Genomic DNA, 19,055 nt, shown 5'->3' on the forward strand with positions numbered 1-19,055 from the left:
ATTAAATCTCCTTTTCTTTTAGCCTTAAAAAAGCAATACCCCAAAATATTATAGCAAGCAACACGCCAACGGCGCCAATCAATGCAAAAATGTGATTTGAATCAGACCAATAATTATTATCCATAGTACCTACGGTATCCTGGGTTTGCGTTTTCATCAAGTAAACAAAAAGACACATCCAGACAACACAATAAAGCACAAGGGAAATAGCTGTCTTTACATATTGATAGTTTTGATAGACAATTCCTCCTAGTAAGAATATAGCATTCAAAAGAATCGGCACAAAACAGAAATAATAAGCTGGATCCGGGTATCGCACCTTGAAAAAGTACTGCCAAAGATCCACACTAGCCGTTTCCCCTGAGTGTTGCACCTCATTTATGACCACAGAACCAAAACTTCGCAAATAGGAAACAAACGCTAAATCAATCAGATAAAAAACCAATAAGTAAGAACCAATACTCACCACAACTGTATAAAAGAGACTTACCAAAAATTTCTCCAGTTGTGAAGCGGGAATCATCAATTCAAAAATTGCACGGGTCTTTTTACCTAAGTCTGCAAAATAACTACTGGAAATAACTGTCACAAAAAACAATCCTAAGATGCAAAACAGTGGTGCCCTGAAGTTTAGCAACGAATAAATAGTGTTCTTTTTAATATCATCATAATTTGATCCAAAATTAACAGCATAAAAACCAAAAATTACCCCTGCAATAATTCCTATTGCCATAAGATAAATGCGCCCAAAACCAATCCATTGTCTTCGAATCAGCCCAAAAAAACGAGTAGCATTAAATAGGTTTGACATATTCATCAAGTTTAATAAGGTTCGTAATTTTTTCCTTGCATTTTAAAACGGCATTAAATAACAACTCCAAATCAAGCTTCGAGTCTTCTGCCACTAAGTTTGGGAGGATTACATTAAAACCACCCAACCCTTCTTCAGAATAGAGTGTATCTAAAGGCAGCTCTCTTACTTTTTTAAAGCATAAACGATCAGTGATAACGTGCATAGGTGCATTAAGTGCGACCTTGTGATCATCAAGCAAGATAACAGCGTCAATAAGGTTATCAAGATCACGCACTTGGTGCGTGGAAATAATCACACATTTATCTTCTGTTATCGCAGAAGCCATAATCTTTCGGAACTGAACCTTAGAAGGAATATCCAAACCGTTTGTCGGCTCATCCATAATAATCACTTTTGTATTAGACGCTAAGCCAAAAGAAATAATATATTTCTTTTTCTGTCCATAACTCATGTTTGCCAGCTTCTGCTCAATAGGAACATCAAACTCGTCAATCAGACGATCAAAATATTCCCGATCAAAGTTCGGGTAAAAACCCGCATTTGCCTTCAGAAACTGATCAGATTTAACTGCTGGCAGATAAAACTCTTCCGGAATAAAGCTAATCTCCTTTAACAACGAGGGCTCCCTTCGATTCGGATTGTGTCCCAACACATTAACCCGCCCAGAAACAGGATATACCAAACCTGCAATATTTTTAAGCAAGGTCGATTTACCTGCGCCATTTTTCCCTAATAAACCATAGATATGCCCCTGCTTCAATTCAAGATCCATCTGAAGAAAGAGCGGCTTTGATTTACTATAGCTGAAATTTAGATTTTGGATAGTAATCATACTACTGTATTATTTAATTAATACACTAATATAGATATGAATTTTATATAATTCCAAAAAATATTTAAAAAAATACTCCTATCAATCTGATTAAATTATAATTCGAGATTGTAAGGAAGGCCGCATTAATCTAAGGATATTTAAATATTAAATTTATATAATAAAATATACAAACCTGGAAAATAGATACTTATTATTTAACATTACGAAATTCATAATGAAAAATTGGACGGCTTTGATCAACACTGGTGATCCATTTTAAAATCCTATATAATTTTTTTAAAAATCTAAATAAATTAAAACTATCCAAGATAGATGAAAATATCCCCTCTACGAGCTAATATAAATGCGCATTGAAAGAGAACTCGAAGGGCAGGAGATAATGCTTTAGAAAGGCTAAAACCAATCAAAAACAGGATGTAGAATTACACCATCCATTATTTAATTCAACACAAGCCTCGTTTTCTTGCAATCAATGCAGTTATCTACCAACAGCTTTAATTCTATGCAAGCCATGAATAATACAGATATCCAGCACCAAACACTATTAACCAATAATTAATTTAAAGACAAAACAAACTAATAATCAAATTAATACAAATTTTATATAACGTATAAATAAACATACATAAATCATTAATTTCATCTTCAGTATAAATTTTATTCCCATCTTTGTCCCTATGCTTAATTACTTTTATCCTTTCATTCTTGCGATGCATTCTTTATGGCGATGGGAAGTATTGATCATACTAACCATTAGCCTCTCGATTTATTTTTACAAGAAAAAAAAACAGCTTCCATTCTCCCCTATCGATCAATTACTCTTAAAAACAACGGTTATTTCTTTCTATATTCAGCTATTTTTAGGTTTTAGCCTCTATCTATTGAGCCCAATTACACAGTATTTCATGCAGCATTTTAGCAAGGCAGTTCACCTCAGACAAATCCGCTTCTTCGGGATGGAACACAGCAGCATGATGATTATTGCGGCAATTTGCTTGACTATAGGTGCCCTAAAAAGCAAAAACGCCGATACGAATGATCGACGTTTTAAAATATTATTAATCTGGTTTGGCCTAGCACTCTTGATCGTACTGAGCTCTATTCCTTGGGAATTCTCCCCCTTGACAAGCAGACCTAGTTTTCGATCATTTTTTTAGCTGTTTTTCCAGTTAGCTTTTCTTTTGCTGCGCATCGCATCCATTCCTTCCTTGAAATCGGCTGTTTGACGCAAATCTGCTAGTGCATCTAGTAGAAAGCTATATTTATCCTCAAAATGCTGCTCTTTTAACCTCCGCAGTGCACTAAAACCTCTTGCTATAGCTAAAGGAGCATTATCAAGGATAGTACTTTTCAATTCAATCAATGCCTTTTCCTCAACATCCAAAATTCCGTACAAAATTTCCTTATCTAAAGCCTCTTGCGCAGAAAAAGAAGCTCCTCTGATACAGAGGTCCATCGCTTTTCTTTCAGGCATATAGTCCAGAAGCAAAGCCAATACCTGAAAAGGAAAGAGTCCAATTTTGACTTCTGGCAAAGAAAAACGCACTTGCGGAAGAGCATATAAATACGTACAGGATAACGCAATCAAAAAACCGCCGGCAATAACATCCCCTCTAACAACACAGATAGAAGGTTTGTCTAAACCTGCAAACAACTCGGCCAGGGATTTTTCTACCCGAGGAATTGCGGGATTACCCACATCCATTGCAGGATCTTCAAATGCTTTCAGATCCATTCCGGCACAGAACACGGGACCTTCAGCCTCCACTTGCACTAGACGTACATCAGGGTTGCTATTCGCGATATTCAATACATAGGCTATCTCACTAACCATAGTCGGGCTAAAAGCATTCCTTTTTTCCGAACGAGCCAACGTCATTATAAGCACATGCTGTTCAATAGTTACTTTTATAAAATTTAGTTTTTCCATCTAAAAATTCTACAAAATCAATTGTCTAAAACTCTGTTCAAGGGCTACTACCTCGGCTACACTACCTCGCTGAAAATAGTCCAACAGCAGTTCAGAAGGAATATTTCCAACCAAATCATCCTTGGCAAATGGACAGCCCCCATAACCTAACAATGCTCCCTCAAATTTACGACATCCAGCGTGATAAGCTGCCTCTATCTTAGCAAGGCTATCTTCTCGCTTGGCGTGAAAATGTGCACCTATCTCAAGTACCGGGAAACGGGCTTTGACATGTCCAAAGAGCGCCGAAATCTGATTTGCATCAGCCTCCGATGTTGTATCCGCCAATGAAAACTCACAAATCCCAAGATCCAATAATCGTTCCACCCACTCTTCCACCAATAAGGGTGACCAAGCATCGTGATAGGGATTTCCAAAAGCCATACTAATGTAGACCACTATAGATTTATGAGCAGAATCTGCCAACAATTTCATCTGTTTTAGCTGCTGATAAGACATCGCTAGATCCATATTGGTATTTCGCAGCTGGAATGTTTCAGATATTGAAAACGGATATCCTAGAAAATCGATTTTTTCCTCCTGAACAGCTTCTTGTACTCCTCTTAGGTTTGCTACAATAGCCAGCAACTTTACCTTTTCATTCTTATTGATCCCTTTTAATACCGCTGCTGTATCTGCCAGCTGCGGCACGGCTTTCGGCGAAACAAAAGAACCAAAATCTATCATATCAAACAGGCCACTTTCAATTAACGTATTGATATGTTTAATTTTTTTGTCAGTTTCAATAAAATTGTGAAGCCCTTGAATAGCGTCTCTCGGACAATCAACCAATACTACCTGCTCCTTCATATTGTATTAAAAAATATCTTTCTCAATTTCTCTGGCAATCACCATTTTCTGAATGCTGGAAGTACCTTCGCCTATCGTACATAACTTCGCATCTCTAAAAAACTTTTCGGCCGGATAGTCCTTTGTAAATCCATACCCCCCAAAGATTTGCACTGCTTCATTTGAGACACTGACAGCCGCTTCAGAAGCATAGAGCTTCGCCATCGCACCAATTTTAGAAACCCGGTCTCCGTGATCCTTTAAATAACCCGCCTGCCTCGTCAGCAATTCACTTGCCTCAACCTGTGTAGCCATATCAGCTAACGCAAAAGAAACCGCCTGAAAGTCATAAATTTTCTTCCCAAACTGCTCCCTCTCGTGTGCATATTTAAGCGCACACTCGTATGCTCCACGCGCAATACCCAACGAGAGTGCAGCTATCGAAATACGCCCACCATCCAACAGCTTTAAAGCTTGTACAAAACCCTGCCCTTCCTCGCCAATAAGTTGATCGCGATGAATTCTACAATTATCGAAAAATAAACAGGCTGTTTCTGATGCCCGCATTCCCAATTTATTTTCTTTTTTACCAGCAGTAAATCCCGAAGTTCCCTTCTCCACAATAAAAGCCGACATTCCTTTTTTATCACCTTTAGCACCTGTTCGGGCAATCACTACGGCAACACTCGAACTAATTGCATGTGTAATAAAGTTTTTGGATCCATTTAAAACATAATAATCTCCATCTTTTTCGGCGAATGTTGTCATTCCCCCGGCATCCGAACCTGAACCTGTTTCGGTAAGCCCCCATGCTCCTATCCATTCAGCCGTAGCTAGCTTTGGAAGATAACGTCTCTTTTGTTCCTCGTTTGCAAAACTCAATATATGATTTGTACACAGCGAATTATGGGCAGCAACGGATAAGCCTATGGAACCACAGACCTTAGAAATCTCATCGAGCACGGTAATATATTCTTGGTAACCTAAACCTGATCCACCATACTCTTCCGGAACAATAACTCCCATAAAGCCATGTTCGCCTAACTTTTTAAAAACTTCTATAGGAAATAACTGGGCTTCGTCCCATTCCATCACATAAGGTTTGATATGATACTGTGCGAAATCTCGTGCACTTTGTCTGATCATATCCATTTGTTGTTTATTTTCAATAAACATAAGCATGAATATTAAATTTACAATCGGTAATTTAATTCAAATATATCAAAATATTTAGGAATAAAATTGCAAATATTTTAAAATTTTATTTTAAATTTATCTAAAAATAAGAAATTCTTAATTCAATAGCTTTTTAAACCAAGATTGTAAATTATGAAGGAGCTAATCGCATTACTTCGCCAAAAAAGAGAAAATTTAAAATTCGGTGGCGGCATCGATAAAATAAAAAAACTGAAAGAAAAAGGCAAAATGTCTGCCTGGGAAAGGATAGAATATTTACTGGATCCTGACCGAGAATATCTTGAAATAGGCATGTTTGCTGGCGAAGGAATGTACAGAGAGCATGGGGGATGTACAAATGCAGGCTGCGCAGCGGTACTAGGCTACGTAAAATCCAAGCTCTGTGTTATTGTCTCCAACGACGCCACTGTGAAAGCCGGAGCCTGGTTCCCTATTTCGGCCAAGAAAAATCTACGGGCACAAGAAATTGCTATGGAAAACAACCTTCCAATTATCTATTTAGTGGATTCTGCAGGTGTATTTTTGCCGCTGCAAGATGAAATCTTCCCCGACAAAGATCATTTTGGGCGCATATTCCGTAACAATGCTCGGATGTCCTCCATGGGAATACCCCAAATTGCAGCAATTATGGGTAGTTGCGTGGCAGGTGGTGCCTATCTCCCTATCATGTCCGACTACGCCTTTATCGTCGAAGGAACGGGCTCTGTATTTTTAGCAGGCCCATATTTAGTCAAATCCGCAATAGGTGAAACTGTGGATGCCGAAACACTAGGAGGAGCTTCTACACATTCGGAGATCTCTGGAGTAACGGACAATAAATTCCCCAACGACCAAAGCTGCTTAGATGCTATAAAAAACGTTATTGATAAAATCGGTGGACATCCTAAAGCTAATTTCAACAGAAAGGAAAGCCGACTTCCAAAAATAGATCCCAGCAGAATAGCAGAGATTCTTCCCGAAGACAGGACAAAACCTTATCGGATGCAGGATATCTTGAATGCAATTGTAGATGCAGATACTTTGGATGAATACAAGCCGGATTATGGAAAAACCATTGTATGTGCCCTTGCACGCATAGACGGATGGGCAGTCGGAATCGTTGCCAATCAACGTGAAATCATCAAAGCTAAAAAACCGGGCAACGCTATGGAAATGCAAATGGGTGGAGTTATCTATAGCGATTCTGCAGATAAGGCCGCACGCTTCATCATGAATTGCAACCAGCAGAACATTCCACTCGTATTTTTTCAAGACGTTACAGGCTTTATGGTAGGTAGCCGTTCAGAGCAGGGAGGAATTATTAAAGATGGCGCAAAAATGGTTAATGCCATGGCCAATTCAGTCGTTCCCAAATTTACATTTATCGTCGGGAACAGTTATGGCGCCGGAAACTACGCTATGTGTGGGAAAGCATACGACCCACGGTTAATTTATGCCTGGCCTACCGCCCAGATGGCTGTTATGAGTGGCGCTGCCGCAGGTAAGACATTATTTCAAATCCAGGAATCAACCTTAAAAGCCAAAGGTCAGGAAATCAGTGAAGAGGAAAAGAACAATATCCTCAAATCAATTGAGGATCGATATAATGAACAACTAAGTCCATATTATGCTGCCGCGAGACTGTGGGTGGATGGCATTATCAGTCCCGAGGAAACACGAAAAGTCATTAGTATGGGAATAGAAGCAGCCAACGAAAAGCCTATTGTTGACCGCTACAATGTAGGCGTTATTCAAGTATGACACAAAAATTTCCCCTCATACGAACGGACAGCCTAATCTATGAGGGGAAAACTGATAACTATCTGCTGTACTTAAGATTTAATCCACGATTTTCTAATTCTCTCAAAATCATCTAGCGACCCCCGATTTCGCATAACGTCTATCGATACGGCTTTCTCTATAGGAACCCCCGAGAAAATCTTCTTGATTGGCAATTCCAGCTTTTTCCCACTTAAAGTATAGGGAATAGCCGCTACCTGGAAAATATCGTCAGGTACATGCCGAGGACTATACTGCTGTCGAAGCGCCCGCTTAATTTCTCCCTTTAATTCATCGTTCAATAAACCATCGTCCAATTGAACAAAAAGCAACATATCAGATGAACCATTCTCGTGATCTACACAAATAACCAAACTATCCAGGACACCTTCAGTTTTATTTAAAACATTATAGATCTCCGCAGTACCGATACGTACACCCCCACGGTTCAGCGTCGCATCTGATCGCCCATACATAATTATACCCTCATGCTTCGTAATTTTAATCCAATCTCCATGATTCCAAATCCCTGGATATTTTTCAAAGTAACTGTCGTGATATTTTTTATTTGCGACATCATGCCAAAAATAGATGGGCATACAGGGCATTGGAGCTAATATAACGAGTTCTCCCACCTCTTCGTAAAGAGGGTGACCATTGGCATCAAATGCTTCTACCTTAGCACCTAGTGTGCGGCATTGAATCTCTCCTGCATAAACATCAAGCAATGTACAGCCCGAAAGAAATGCGCTACAAACATCTGTACCTCCGCTTAATGAAATAATTTGACTTCTTGGAAACTGTACATTTAGCCATTCAAAGACATCAGGTGGAAGTGGTGATCCCGTTGATCCGATCGTTTTGGGTTGATAAGCCAGAGACTTAAGGTCTTGATCCTGACAAGATATAAGATAAGCTGCACCAACACCAAAATGGTCTACCTTGCTTTCCTTTGCGAATTGCCACAAACTCAATTTATCGGGATAATTCGTAGCTCCATCATATATACACAATGTATTTCCCATTAAAAGTGCCGAAACCGCATAATTCCACATCATCCACCCTGTAGTGGAATACCACATAAATCGATCCCCTTCTTGCACATTTTGATGCAGCCCAAGTGCTTTCATATGTTCCAGTAACATACCTCCAACTCCGTGTGTAATAGCTTTGGGTTTTCCCGTAGTTCCTGAAGAATACAAAATCCATATTGGTGCATCAAAGGGCAGTGGGTTAAATTGAAGCTTAGCCTGAGCAATATCTTTTGCCATAATCTCTTCCCAAACATTGTCTTCTATAAAAATACATGCTAACAAAGATGGCAACTGACGTGAAAGTTGCCGGACACTCTCCGACTTCTCAAAAAGTCGCCCATTATAGTAATAACTCGCATTAGCGAAAAGGACTTTGGGTTCAATTTGCTCAAAACGATCCTGAATACTTGCCTCCCCAAAGTCGGGGGAACAACAGGACCAAACAGCTCCAATCGAATTTACAGCCAAAAATAATGCGACAGATTCAATGCTATTAGTCAAAACACCCGCCACCCGGTCGCCATTTTGGACACCTATTTCATTCAGGTAGACCTGAAGCTTAAGAACCATAGATTCCAATTCAGCCCAGGAAACTTCCCGTATAGCTTGCTGCTCCGATTGAAAGATTAATGCAGGACGCTTGTCCGTCGCTTTCCGAAATACATGTTCAGCATAATTCAGGGTAGCCCCTTCAAACCATTTTGTTCCAATAAAGCTTGTGGAATCTGCTGACGGCTCAAAAATGTTTGTAAAATCTGAATGAAACTCTAAATTAAAATACGAGGCTATACTCTTCCAAAAATTAGTCAGTTCTGTTGTTGACCATGTCCAAAGTTCATGATAGGAATTAAAGGATAAGTTATATTCCTTCTCAACATATTGTTTATACTTATTGATCTCAGATTGAGATTTTTGCTCTTCTGTTGGGCTCCAGAGTAATTTCCCCATAATAGTTGGATATAAAACGGTTATATCCAAACTTAGAGAAATTTACTTGTATATGCAATTTTAATTATTGCTAACTATTCTTCAAATCTACACGCTATATTGTTGTCGCAATACTCATGCTTCACTAGAGCACTTCAATCTCGGTATTGATCTCCATTGGATGCCCCGTACACAAAAGTATTTTTCCTTGCTCAACTTCGCGATCTGTCAGCACTTCATTATAATCCATCCTTACCTTTCCTCTTGTACACTGTGAAATACAAGTACTGCACATACCAGATTTACAGGAATACGGCAACTTGATTTTATGCTCTAGCCCTACATCTAAAATAGATTTATTGTAGGGAACTTCAAGACTATAAGTTTCACCTTGAAAATATAATTTGACAGCATAGGTCGTTTTATCGACTTCCTTTTCAGTCTCGTCGTCGTCATCCTCTTCATTTTCGGGCAATAGAAATGTCTCTCGTTTTATCTGATTGGAATCAAATCCCATCCCTAAAAGCGTGAAACGGCATAGATCCATATAAATCACAGGACCACAGGTGTAGAACAAAGCCTCTTCTTTACTTCCAAACAAATGGTCTTTAACAATAGCATGAATATAATCTCTATTCAACCGTGCTTTCATCAAATATTTACTATTGGAGTAGATCCATATAATTGTTAAGCGATCAGGAAACTGATCCGCCCAATGCTCCAATTCCGATCGAAATGGAGTCGATTCCGATGCACTATTACTGTAAACCAACACTATTTTGGATTTCTTCTCGGTAAGGAGCGCTGTTTTTAAAATAGCATATAAAGGAGTGATGCCAATTCCTGCAGCAAACAGAAATAAAGTCCGAACCTTTTCGGGTTCAGGATCATATACAAATAAGCCCTGAGGTTCCATTGCATTGACAATATCCCCTTCTACAATAGTATGGTGTAGAAGTCTGGATATTTCGCCATTTTCGACACGTTTAACAGTAATACTTAAGGGTTCATTATTATCCGGTGAACTATTAAAAGAATAGGAACGACGTACCTCACGATCACCAAAAACAAAAGAAAGTGTAATAAACTGCCCAGCTTTATAAGATGGATAGTCTCCTGCCACAGATTCAAGCTGAAAAGTAATGTTGTTATTGGGTTGAGGGATAATTTTTGAGATCCTTAATGTATACATAGCTCAAACTTACATAAAAATCAGAAATTAAAATCGTATTCAATAAAAATGGAAGCAATCTGTACACTTAAAATCAATTGAATTTATCCCACGATCAATTAAACGTAAAGCACAATATATTAGACCGCCAAGCCCCCTCAATCCGACATGAGTCCGTGTCCACTCCGTGTTGAGAGCGAGTATATCATGCTCTAAGGTTGGTATGACTTTCTAAGCACCACGGATGCACTTCCTTTGTTAACCCAATCTTCACTAAAGTCACAGTCAACCATATCAACTAAAAAATTGATAAAGCTCGTATCATCCTGAATGAGGAAATCAATAACAATTTTGTTGTATTACAATTAACAGACAATTCTTGCACAATAATTGCAAAATTTCGCGTTATATTTATATCAAAACTAATCATAATAAGATTATATGCAAACACGCAGAAACTTCCTTCAAAATGCAGCAAAGGCCACTTTAGGCATCGCTGTATCTGGATCAATATTACAAGATATCGCTTCCGCGAAAGCTACTGAATTAAATGCCGCTACTTTAAAGTTTTCTCAAGTAAAATTACCTTTCAGTTATGCCGCTTTGGAGCCTAATATTGATGCGTTGACGATGGAAATCCATTATACAAAGCATCATATGGCTTATATCAATGCTATTAATGAAGCAATCGGTGCTGAAAATATCAAAGAAACTTCGGAAGAGCAACTTTTAGCGAACATATCTAAGTATTCGCCAAAAGCGCGGAATAATGCTGGCGGGGCTTGGAACCATAATTTCTTTTGGGAAAGTCTATCCGATAAACCGAGCCAACCTTCCGAAAAATTGTTGAAGATGATCACTAAGACATTTGGTTCATTGGACAAATTTAAAGAACAGTTTGGCGCAGCAGCGACTTCACGGTTCGGTTCGGGATGGGCATGGCTGATTTTGGATGACTCAGGCAACTTGAAAATTACCTCTACTCCAAACCAAGACAATCCTCTAATGGACGTTGCAGAGGTAAAAGGCATCCCTATTTTAGGTCTTGATGTATGGGAACATGCTTATTACCTACACTATCAAAACAAGAGAGCTGATTATATTAAGAATTGGTGGAATGTTGTAAACTGGAAAAAGGTCAATGAAAGATTGGCATAAAAAAAAGCTCGGTTATTATTAATCGAGCTTTTTTTATATCTGTTAAGAAACAAACTATCCTAGCACTTCCTTTAATTTGTTGACCTGAAAATCAACTAATTTTTGGAGTGGTCCCGAGGCTATCATTTTCATCATCATGTTTAGATCGGCATCGATGATAAACGTTGCGGTCGTTATCGTATCAGTTACCGCTTGTAATTCCCAACGCAGTCTCACTTCAAAAGGTGCCTTTTCGGAAGGAATCAACTTAATAACTTGATTTTCGACACGCTCTTCTACCTTAAGTGCCAATTTCGCCATATTCTGAATTGTAAATCGCGTCTCGTCCTTTGTCGAAGACCAATTGTAAATATTCTCTGGCATCAACTGTTCATGATTATTGAGATCAGCCAAAAATGCGTATACCTCGTTTACATGTTTGTTGATTTCTGCTGTGTTTTGAATAGTAGTCATAACGATAAATAAATCCTCTCTATTGAAAATTTTCTCCCCAGGTGGCAGGGTTTAAACGCCATTTTTTTAAGATCTCAATATCCTCTTCCAATACATAACTGTTTTCAGCAGCAACCTGAATCAATGCATCATAATTACATAAACTGAAATAAGGACATTTTGCATCAGCAAAATTATCAGTAGCCTGTTGCAGTCCATAAGTAAAAATAGAGACCAATCCAACAACATTACAGCCAGCCTCACGTAATGCCTTTACAGCGACTAAGCTACTCTTACCTGTCGAAATCAGATCTTCAATTACCACTACACGTTGACCGCTAACCACTTCACCTTCAATCAAATTTTGACGACCGTGGTCTTTAGCTGAGCTTCTAACATACGAAAATGGCAGTCCTAAATCCTGTGCCACCAAAACGCCTTGTGGAATACCTGCCGTAGCGACTCCAGAAATCATATCCACTGATCCAAACTCATCTTGAATAAGCTTAGAAAGCTTCTGACGAATGTATGTACGAATCGCTGGATGAGATAAAGTGATACGGTTATCACAGTAAATTGGAGACTTCCAACCCGACGCCCACGTAAAAGGACTTTTAGGTTGCAATTTTATTGCTTTAATTTGCAATAAGGATTCAGCAACTTTTTGTTCAACCTCATTTAAATTATTCATGGCGCAAATTTATAAAATTTATATGAACGAAACCGTGCTAATTTTAGCAGATTTTGTTCCTTCGAAAATCAAAAACCCACAAACAATTAGTTTTCAAGAGATTGACCTCCAAAAACTTTTCAAACAATCTGAAATTGATAAAGTTCCAAAAACATATCTCTACATCAACAAGGATTTTGAAACCGTATTTCAGAACTTAAAAAATAAAATAAAGATCATTAAAGCAGCGGGTGGATTAGTTAAAAACGGTGATGGAGATTATCTTTTTATCTACCGATTGGGAAAATGGGACCTCCCTAAAGGAAAAGTGGAAGACAATGAAAAGATGCGGGAAGCAGCAGTACGCGAAGTTGAAGAGGAATGTGGTATCAAAATCAACTATTTGGGAAAAAAGATTACGACATCTTACCATACCTATTTTTTACGGAACGGAGAATTTGTCCTGAAATTAACAAACTGGTATGAAATGGGAGTTAACAAAGCCCCTAAATTGATTCCACAAACGGCGGAAGATATTACAAAAGCGGAATGGCGTCATGTAGATCAATTTGAAGAAATACGGGCTAATACCTACCCTATTATAGAAAATATTATCAAAAAGGCAAAATAAATTGCCTTTTGAGGTTTATCTGACACGAATAAAAAAGATCATAGTTATTTTTATGATATGGAAAATATAAAAGGAAAAAGAGCTTTAGTAACTGGTGGTGCGAGGGGGCTAGGAAAAGCTATCGCCATCGCACTAGCCAAAGAAGGTGTACACATCGCCATCACAGGAAGAAACGAATCTAGTCTAAAGGCAACAGTCGCTGAACTTGCCCAACTAGGTACTGAAGTGACCTATGCTGTATTCGATGTATCCGATTACTCTGCCGTACAGCAGGAAGTCGAAAAGCTTCAGGAGAATTTCGGAGGCTTTGACATCTTAATTAATAACGCAGGAGTATCGTCCTTTTCCTCTGTACTCGATATGGAAGTTGACGATTGGACATCAATCATCAATATCAATCTTTTGGGAACATATTTTGTTACAAAAGCAGTTCTTCCAAAATTAATTGAGAAAAACCAGGGGGATATTGTTATGGTATCTTCTACCGCGGGATTAAACGGCGCCGCAACCACGTCCGCTTATAGTGCTTCAAAGTTTGGCGTCATCGGTTTTGCCGACTCCTTAATGCGTGAAGTACGTAAAAACAATATTCGTGTTTGCACGCTAATGCCGAGTACTATTGCTTCAGATATGTCCAAAGACCTTGGACTGACCGATGGGGATCCAGAAAAAGTTCTCCAGCCCGAAGATTTTGCGGAGCTGGTCATCGCCAATTTAAAACTACCTAGAAGAGCGATGCTAAAATCGGCATCCTTATGGTCTACAAATCCTTAATAATCGAATAGCGATTCGTCAGGCTTAATAAGAAGCCTTTTAAAGGCTTTCTTTTAAAACAAGTAGAATAAGATCATGGCGGGAGCATTCCTTGCTCCTGCCTTATATAATGAGCAATTATGAGTCAATTATTTTCAGCAATAAATATCGGGAATCTACACTTGAAAAATCGTTTGGTGGTATCCCCGATGTGCCAATACTCCGCAATAGATGGTTTTGCGAACAACTGGCACCTGGTTCATTTAGGCCAATTTGCAATCGGTGGAGCTGCAGCCGTAATACAAGAAGCGACAGCAGTTAGTCCTGAAGGTCGAATCAGCGATGGAGACCTTGGTTTATGGGACGATCGTCATATCGAAAAATTAAAGGAAATAACCGAATTCATTAAACAAAACAACTCCATACCGGGCATCCAGCTCGCCCACGCAGGCCGCAAAGGAAGCAGCAATAAACCCTGGCTCGGCAGAAATCAATTTTCTCCAACGGATCCTCAAGGTTGGCAAACAGTCGCTCCATCTCCAATCGCATTTCATACTGGAGATCATGAACCACAAGAGCTTAATATTGCCGCTATAGGAGAACTTATTGAACAATTTGGAACAGCAGCTAAAAGAGCAATAGAGGCCGGCTATCAAATTATTGAACTCCATGCTGCACATGGCTATTTGATTCATCAATTTCTTTCACCGTTGAGTAACTTAAGGACAGATTCATTTGGCGGCACCTTTGACAATAGAATCCGTTTTCTCATTGAAATTGTAAAAAGAGTACAACAAGAAATAACAACTCAAAGTCTGTGGGTGCGTATTTCTGCAACAGATTGGGCCGATAACGGCTGGGATCTAAAGCAGTCCATCTCTTTATCAGAGGTGTTGCATAAATTAGGTGTCGATCTAATTGATGTGTCAAGCGGAGGCCTGGTCTCTCATCAAAAAATCGCCGTTGGCCCCGCCTATCAACTCCCTTTCGCTATGGCTATCAAGGAGAATACGAAGAATAAGGTTGCCACTGTGGGTTTAATTAAAAACGCCGATCAGGCATCGGACATTATTACTCAAAAACAGGCTGACTTGATTCTAATTGCGCGCGGGTTTCTTGATGACCCCCATCTTCCATTACATTTTGCCAAAGAACTATCTGTCGACATTCAATGGCCAAAACAATATGAAAGAGCAAAATAATATAAAATATATTGAAAATGATCGGCGTATCCTCTATGCATTTAATGGAGAGAAACAAATAATGAATTTCGAGGAGAAAAGCATTTTTACATGAAATTAAGCCTAAACAAAATACATCATATCGCCATTATCTGTAGCAATTATGAGCGTTCCAAAAAATTCTACACGGAAATTCTGGGCTTAGAGATTGTACAAGAATATCATCGCGTGGAGCGTGATTCATACAAACTGGATCTCAAACTTAACGAAAATTATATTATCGAGCTTTTCTCTTTTCCTTCGCCCCCAAAACGACTTAGTTTCCCCGAAGCTGCAGGCTTAAGACATCTGGCATTCGAGGTGGATAACCTGGATCTGGAGTTGAATAAATTGGAAAAAGCTGGCATATCACATGAAGGTATCAGAATCGACGAATTAACCAATAAACGCTTTACTTTCTTTTTTGATCCGGACCAAATTCCGATAGAACTCTATGAGTGTTAAAACAAAAAACGGCTTTGATTTTCATCAAAGCCGTCTTTTGTTTTTATAAATATTACTTAAGTAATTACAATTTACGTTTTACTTCTACTTGTTCGTAAGCTTCAACAATGTCTCCAACTTGGATATCATTAAAACGGTCAATATTCAAACCACATTCGTAACCTTGTGCAACTTCTTTCACGTCGTCTTTGAAACGTTTCAAGGATGCTAGTTTACCAGTATGAATAACAACACCATCTCTAATTACGCGGATATCATTATTTCTATTGATTTTACCTTCGCGAACCATACATCCCGCAATGGTGCCGACTTTAGAAATCTTAAATGTCTCTCTGATTTCAACTTCCGCAACAATTTTTTCTTCAAATTTCGGCGCTAACATACCTTCCATCGCAGACTTAATTTCTTCGATTGCATCATAGATGATAGAGTATAAACGCACATCAATTTGTTCATTTTCCGCCAATTTACGCGCATTTTGTGTTGGACGTACTTGGAAACCGATGATGATCGCATCAGAAGCAGATGCTAATAATACATCTGATTCAGAAATTGCACCAACTGATTTGTGAATAATATTAACTTGGATCTCGTCAGTAGACAATTTCAATAATGAATCTGATAACGCTTCGATCGAACCATCCACATCACCTTTAACGATAATATTAAGCTCTTTAAAGTTACCGATTGCCAAACGACGACCAATTTCATCCAGGGTGATGTGCTTAGTCGCACGCATACCTTGCTCACGTTGTAACTGAAGACGTTTGTTTGCTACAGTTCTTGCTTCGGATTCACTTTCAAGAACATAAAGTTTATCACCTGCTGTTGGCGCACCTGCCATACCCAAGATCTGAACTGGAACAGACGGTCCTGCTTCTTTAACACGTTCACCTCTTTCATTCGTCAAAGCTTTCACTTTACCAGAATGTGATCCAGCTAAAATAGGATCTCCAACCCGTAAAGTACCTCCTTGAATCAATACTGTAGTTACTATACCACGACCTTTATCTAAAGCTGCTTCAATCACTGAACCAACAGCACGTTTCTTCGGATCAGCTTTTAGATCCAACATCTCAGCTTCCAATAGAACTTTCTCTAATAATAGATCCACATTCTCTCCTGTTTTAGCCGAAATCTCTTGCGCTTGGAACTTACCACCCCAATCTTCAACTAAGATATTCATCGCAGAAAGCTGCTCACGGATTCTATCAGGATTTGCTCCCGGTTTATCTACTTTAGTAAATGCAAATACGATCGGAACTCCTGCGGCTTGTGCGTGATTGATTGCTTCTTTTGTTTGAGGCATCACAGCGTCGTCTGCTGCAATAACGATAATAACGATATCCGTTACTTTAGCACCACGGGCACGCATAGCAGTAAACGCTTCGTGACCAGGTGTATCCAGGAACGTAATCTTCCGGTCATCATCCAATTTCACCGCGTAAGCACCAATATGCTGAGTAATACCACCAGCTTCACCAGAAGTAACGTTTGCCTTACGGATATAATCCAATAAGGACGTCTTACCATGATCGACGTGACCCATTACCGTTACGATAGGCGCTCTTGGTATCAAGTTTTCTTCAGTATCCGGTTCCTCGAGTTCGGCAGTTTCCTCATCCTCTGGTTTGATAAACTCTACCTGGTAACCAAATTCATCCGCCACAATTGTTAGAGTTTCAGCATCTAAACGTTGATTAATTGACACGAACATACCCAAACTCATACAAGTTGCGATAATTTGGGTTACCTGAACATCCATCAAATTGGCCAATTCGTTTGCTGTTACGAATTCTGTAACACGCAATACTTTCGCCATCATTTCTTGCTCCATTGCAGCTTCTTCTGCATGTTGAGCAACATCATCACGTTTTTGACGTCTCAATTTAGCACGTTGTGCAAATTTACCTGACTTACCTGCACCACTCAAACGAGCAAGTGTTGCTTTGATTTGGTCTTGGATTTCTTTTTCAGTAGGCTCTTCCTTATTCTCAACAGGTCTTCCTTTCCCTCTATTGTCAAAACGATTACCGTGTTGCGGTCTTGTACCTTGTCCCGGTCGACCTTGGTGTTGGTTGTTGCCGCCTTGTCCTGGTCTACCAGGATGTTGGTTGTTACCACCTTGGCCTTGACGATTGTTCGGATTGTTGTTATTACCATGATTCCCAGGACGATTACCTTGTTGGTCTCGGTTGTTGGGATTATTACCATCACGCGGACCTCGGTTCTGATTGTGATTACCGTGGCCTTGACCCGCATTTGGATTCACTGGACCATTTGGATTCGTACGCTTACGCTTACGTTTCTCATTATTATTTCCAGCATTTGAAGATGAAGCCACTGGTTTGTGGGAAGGTCTAGCAGATGGCAATTCAATCTTACCAATTACTTTAGGACCTGTCAATCTTTCTGCCCGTGCAGAAATAATCTCATCTCCTTGTTTTTTCGCAGGCTCCACTGTTGGAGTTACTGGTACAGCTTTTGCCGCTGTTTCTTCTTTTTTCTTGTCTTCTACCTTCACAGGTTCAGTTTTTGTCTCTACAACCGGAGTTGCTTTTACTTCAGTTTTATCTACTTCGGTTTTTTGGATCTCAGCCTTTGGCGCTACAGCTTCGGGTTTCTTCTCAATAGCCTTTGTTTCTTCTTTTTTCGCTTCAACGATAGGTGCTTTGACTTCGGCTTCCTTCTTCTCTTCCACCTTAATTTCAGCTTTGACCTCTACAGGCGTTTCTTTAACAGCTTTAGGTTCTTCCTTGACGAGCTCTTCCTTTTTGATCTTATTTCCGCCTCGGTTTAACGCGTCTAGATCAATTTTACCAACGACCTTCATTCCGCCTTGATGAACGGGTTCCTCTGTTTTTACAGGAGCATTTTCTTTAATAGAAGGGATCTCTACAGTATTCTTCACCAAGATTTCCTTGGACTCATCATGATCGTCAAAATCCTCATTCTTAGATGATTCCTTAGGAGAAGTGGACGGCGACTCCTCACGACGAATTTTGCCAATAACAATTTGTTTAGCTTCATCTTTCAGTGATTTGTCTCCCTGAAACTCTTTTAACAGCACACCATACATCTCTCCGCTCAGTTTAGTGTTAGGCTTTGCTTCTACATCATATCCTTTTTTCACTAAACATTCCACGGCAGTATGTATCCCGATGTTGAGTTCCTTTGCTGCTTTAAGCAAGTTTGTTCCTTTTCCTTCAGTCATCTATAATATAAACTATTT

17 protein-coding genes are annotated in these 19,055 nt (G+C 39.3%); 7 read left to right on the plus strand and 10 right to left on the minus strand.

Going from position 1 to position 19,055, the window contains the following annotated elements; all coding sequences use genetic code 11:
* Position 1: 1 nt before the first annotated feature.
* Positions 2 to 811 carry a hypothetical protein gene (locus tag B3C94_RS19270; protein ID WP_293906724.1) on the minus strand — a complete coding sequence of 270 codons (810 nt, stop codon included), beginning with the start codon at positions 809 to 811 and terminating at the stop codon, positions 2 to 4.
* Positions 795 to 1,646, minus strand: coding sequence for an ATP-binding cassette domain-containing protein (locus tag B3C94_RS19275; protein WP_293906726.1), 852 nt, complete (start codon positions 1,644 to 1,646; stop codon positions 795 to 797). The genes B3C94_RS19270 and B3C94_RS19275 overlap by 17 nt, the downstream gene beginning before the upstream one ends.
* A gap of 680 nt (positions 1,647 to 2,326) precedes the next feature.
* Here B3C94_RS19275 and B3C94_RS19280 point away from each other — a divergent pair.
* A complete protein-coding gene (locus B3C94_RS19280) occupies positions 2,327 to 2,806 on the plus strand; it encodes a hypothetical protein (RefSeq protein ID WP_293906728.1) in 480 nt (159 codons plus the stop codon).
* Here the strand turns inward: B3C94_RS19280 and B3C94_RS19285 are convergent.
* From B3C94_RS19285 to B3C94_RS19295, 3 genes are read right to left on the minus strand one after another with little or no spacing between them, the layout of a single operon-like run.
* The gene (locus B3C94_RS19285) at positions 2,803 to 3,579 is read right to left on the minus strand and encodes an enoyl-CoA hydratase/isomerase family protein (RefSeq protein WP_293906730.1); all 777 of its coding nucleotides are present in this window, start codon (positions 3,577 to 3,579) and stop codon (positions 2,803 to 2,805) included. The two genes, B3C94_RS19280 and B3C94_RS19285, sit on opposite strands and share 4 nt — an antisense overlap.
* 9 nt (positions 3,580 to 3,588) lie before the next feature.
* The gene (locus tag B3C94_RS19290; protein WP_293906732.1) at positions 3,589 to 4,428 is read right to left on the minus strand and encodes a hydroxymethylglutaryl-CoA lyase; all 840 of its coding nucleotides are present in this window, start codon (positions 4,426 to 4,428) and stop codon (positions 3,589 to 3,591) included.
* Positions 4,429 to 4,434: 6 nt separating this feature from the next.
* On the minus strand, positions 4,435 to 5,583 hold the full coding sequence (locus B3C94_RS19295; protein ID WP_293906734.1) for an acyl-CoA dehydrogenase family protein: 1,149 nt from the start codon (positions 5,581 to 5,583) through the stop codon (positions 4,435 to 4,437).
* A 153-nt stretch (positions 5,584 to 5,736) separates the two neighbouring features.
* Here B3C94_RS19295 and B3C94_RS19300 point away from each other — a divergent pair, with 153 nt between their 5' ends.
* Positions 5,737 to 7,344, plus strand: a complete 1,608-nt coding sequence (locus tag B3C94_RS19300; RefSeq protein ID WP_293906736.1) for an acyl-CoA carboxylase subunit beta — start codon at positions 5,737 to 5,739, stop codon at positions 7,342 to 7,344.
* A 71-nt stretch (positions 7,345 to 7,415) separates the two neighbouring features.
* Here the strand turns inward: B3C94_RS19300 and B3C94_RS19305 are convergent, their stop codons facing one another.
* Positions 7,416 to 9,344, minus strand: a complete 1,929-nt coding sequence (locus tag B3C94_RS19305; protein ID WP_293906738.1) for an acetoacetate--CoA ligase — start codon at positions 9,342 to 9,344, stop codon at positions 7,416 to 7,418.
* Between the two features lie 124 nt (positions 9,345 to 9,468).
* The gene (locus B3C94_RS19310) at positions 9,469 to 10,515 is read right to left on the minus strand and encodes a ferredoxin--NADP reductase (RefSeq protein WP_293906740.1); all 1,047 of its coding nucleotides are present in this window, start codon (positions 10,513 to 10,515) and stop codon (positions 9,469 to 9,471) included.
* A 420-nt stretch (positions 10,516 to 10,935) separates the two neighbouring features.
* Here B3C94_RS19310 and B3C94_RS19315 point away from each other — a divergent pair, with 420 nt between their 5' ends.
* On the plus strand, positions 10,936 to 11,652 hold the full coding sequence (locus B3C94_RS19315) for a superoxide dismutase (protein ID WP_293906742.1): 717 nt from the start codon (positions 10,936 to 10,938) through the stop codon (positions 11,650 to 11,652).
* Positions 11,653 to 11,706: 54 nt separating this feature from the next.
* On the opposite strand, the gene B3C94_RS19320 is transcribed toward B3C94_RS19315, so the two are convergent.
* Complete coding sequence (locus B3C94_RS19320; protein WP_293906744.1) at positions 11,707 to 12,105, minus strand: SRPBCC family protein; 399 nt, start codon at positions 12,103 to 12,105, stop codon at positions 11,707 to 11,709.
* 19 nt (positions 12,106 to 12,124) lie between these two features.
* The gene (gene pyrE, locus B3C94_RS19325) at positions 12,125 to 12,775 is read right to left on the minus strand and encodes an orotate phosphoribosyltransferase (RefSeq protein ID WP_293906746.1); all 651 of its coding nucleotides are present in this window, start codon (positions 12,773 to 12,775) and stop codon (positions 12,125 to 12,127) included.
* Between the two features lie 22 nt (positions 12,776 to 12,797).
* On the opposite strand from pyrE, the gene B3C94_RS19330 reads away from it, so the two are divergent.
* The 4 genes from B3C94_RS19330 to B3C94_RS19345 all read left to right on the plus strand — a co-directional run bounded on the left by B3C94_RS19330 (position 12,798) and on the right by B3C94_RS19345 (position 15,823).
* The gene (locus B3C94_RS19330) at positions 12,798 to 13,385 is read left to right on the plus strand and encodes an NUDIX domain-containing protein (RefSeq protein ID WP_293906748.1); all 588 of its coding nucleotides are present in this window, start codon (positions 12,798 to 12,800) and stop codon (positions 13,383 to 13,385) included.
* A gap of 57 nt (positions 13,386 to 13,442) precedes the next feature.
* The gene (locus tag B3C94_RS19335; RefSeq protein ID WP_293906750.1) at positions 13,443 to 14,159 is read left to right on the plus strand and encodes a 3-ketoacyl-ACP reductase; all 717 of its coding nucleotides are present in this window, start codon (positions 13,443 to 13,445) and stop codon (positions 14,157 to 14,159) included.
* 119 nt (positions 14,160 to 14,278) lie between these two features.
* Entirely contained in the window at positions 14,279 to 15,340 is a 1,062-nt protein-coding gene (locus B3C94_RS19340) for an NADH:flavin oxidoreductase/NADH oxidase (RefSeq protein WP_293906752.1), read from the plus strand.
* A 90-nt stretch (positions 15,341 to 15,430) separates the two neighbouring features.
* Complete coding sequence (locus tag B3C94_RS19345) at positions 15,431 to 15,823, plus strand: VOC family protein (RefSeq protein ID WP_293906754.1); 393 nt, start codon at positions 15,431 to 15,433, stop codon at positions 15,821 to 15,823.
* Positions 15,824 to 15,887: 64 nt separating this feature from the next.
* On the opposite strand, the gene infB is transcribed toward B3C94_RS19345, so the two are convergent.
* Complete coding sequence (gene infB / locus B3C94_RS19350; protein WP_293906756.1) at positions 15,888 to 19,037, minus strand: translation initiation factor IF-2; 3,150 nt, start codon at positions 19,035 to 19,037, stop codon at positions 15,888 to 15,890.
* Between the last annotated feature and the right edge of the window lie 18 nt (positions 19,038 to 19,055).

The sequence above is a fragment of the Sphingobacterium sp. UBA5670 genome, from assembly GCF_002420705.1.
Lineage (GTDB): Bacteria > Bacteroidota > Bacteroidia > Sphingobacteriales > Sphingobacteriaceae > Sphingobacterium.

Coding starts and splice junctions, on each gene's coding strand:
- B3C94_RS19270 (WP_293906724.1), bottom strand. CDS start 811: ATGTCAAACCTATTTAATGCTACTCGTTTTTTTGGGCTGATTCGAAGA.
- B3C94_RS19275 (WP_293906726.1), bottom strand. CDS start 1,646: ATGATTACTATCCAAAATCTAAATTTCAGCTATAGTAAATCAAAGCCG.
- B3C94_RS19280 (WP_293906728.1), top strand. CDS start 2,327: ATGCTTAATTACTTTTATCCTTTCATTCTTGCGATGCATTCTTTATGG.
- B3C94_RS19285 (WP_293906730.1), bottom strand. CDS start 3,579: ATGGAAAAACTAAATTTTATAAAAGTAACTATTGAACAGCATGTGCTT.
- B3C94_RS19290 (WP_293906732.1), bottom strand. CDS start 4,428: ATGAAGGAGCAGGTAGTATTGGTTGATTGTCCGAGAGACGCTATTCAA.
- B3C94_RS19295 (WP_293906734.1), bottom strand. CDS start 5,583: ATGTTTATTGAAAATAAACAACAAATGGATATGATCAGACAAAGTGCA.
- B3C94_RS19300 (WP_293906736.1), top strand. CDS start 5,737: ATGAAGGAGCTAATCGCATTACTTCGCCAAAAAAGAGAAAATTTAAAA.
- B3C94_RS19305 (WP_293906738.1), bottom strand. CDS start 9,344: ATGGGGAAATTACTCTGGAGCCCAACAGAAGAGCAAAAATCTCAATCT.
- B3C94_RS19310 (WP_293906740.1), bottom strand. CDS start 10,515: ATGTATACATTAAGGATCTCAAAAATTATCCCTCAACCCAATAACAAC.
- B3C94_RS19315 (WP_293906742.1), top strand. CDS start 10,936: ATGCAAACACGCAGAAACTTCCTTCAAAATGCAGCAAAGGCCACTTTA.
- B3C94_RS19320 (WP_293906744.1), bottom strand. CDS start 12,105: ATGACTACTATTCAAAACACAGCAGAAATCAACAAACATGTAAACGAG.
- pyrE (WP_293906746.1), bottom strand. CDS start 12,775: ATGAATAATTTAAATGAGGTTGAACAAAAAGTTGCTGAATCCTTATTG.
- B3C94_RS19330 (WP_293906748.1), top strand. CDS start 12,798: ATGAACGAAACCGTGCTAATTTTAGCAGATTTTGTTCCTTCGAAAATC.
- B3C94_RS19335 (WP_293906750.1), top strand. CDS start 13,443: ATGGAAAATATAAAAGGAAAAAGAGCTTTAGTAACTGGTGGTGCGAGG.
- B3C94_RS19340 (WP_293906752.1), top strand. CDS start 14,279: ATGAGTCAATTATTTTCAGCAATAAATATCGGGAATCTACACTTGAAA.
- B3C94_RS19345 (WP_293906754.1), top strand. CDS start 15,431: ATGAAATTAAGCCTAAACAAAATACATCATATCGCCATTATCTGTAGC.
- infB (WP_293906756.1), bottom strand. CDS start 19,037: ATGACTGAAGGAAAAGGAACAAACTTGCTTAAAGCAGCAAAGGAACTC.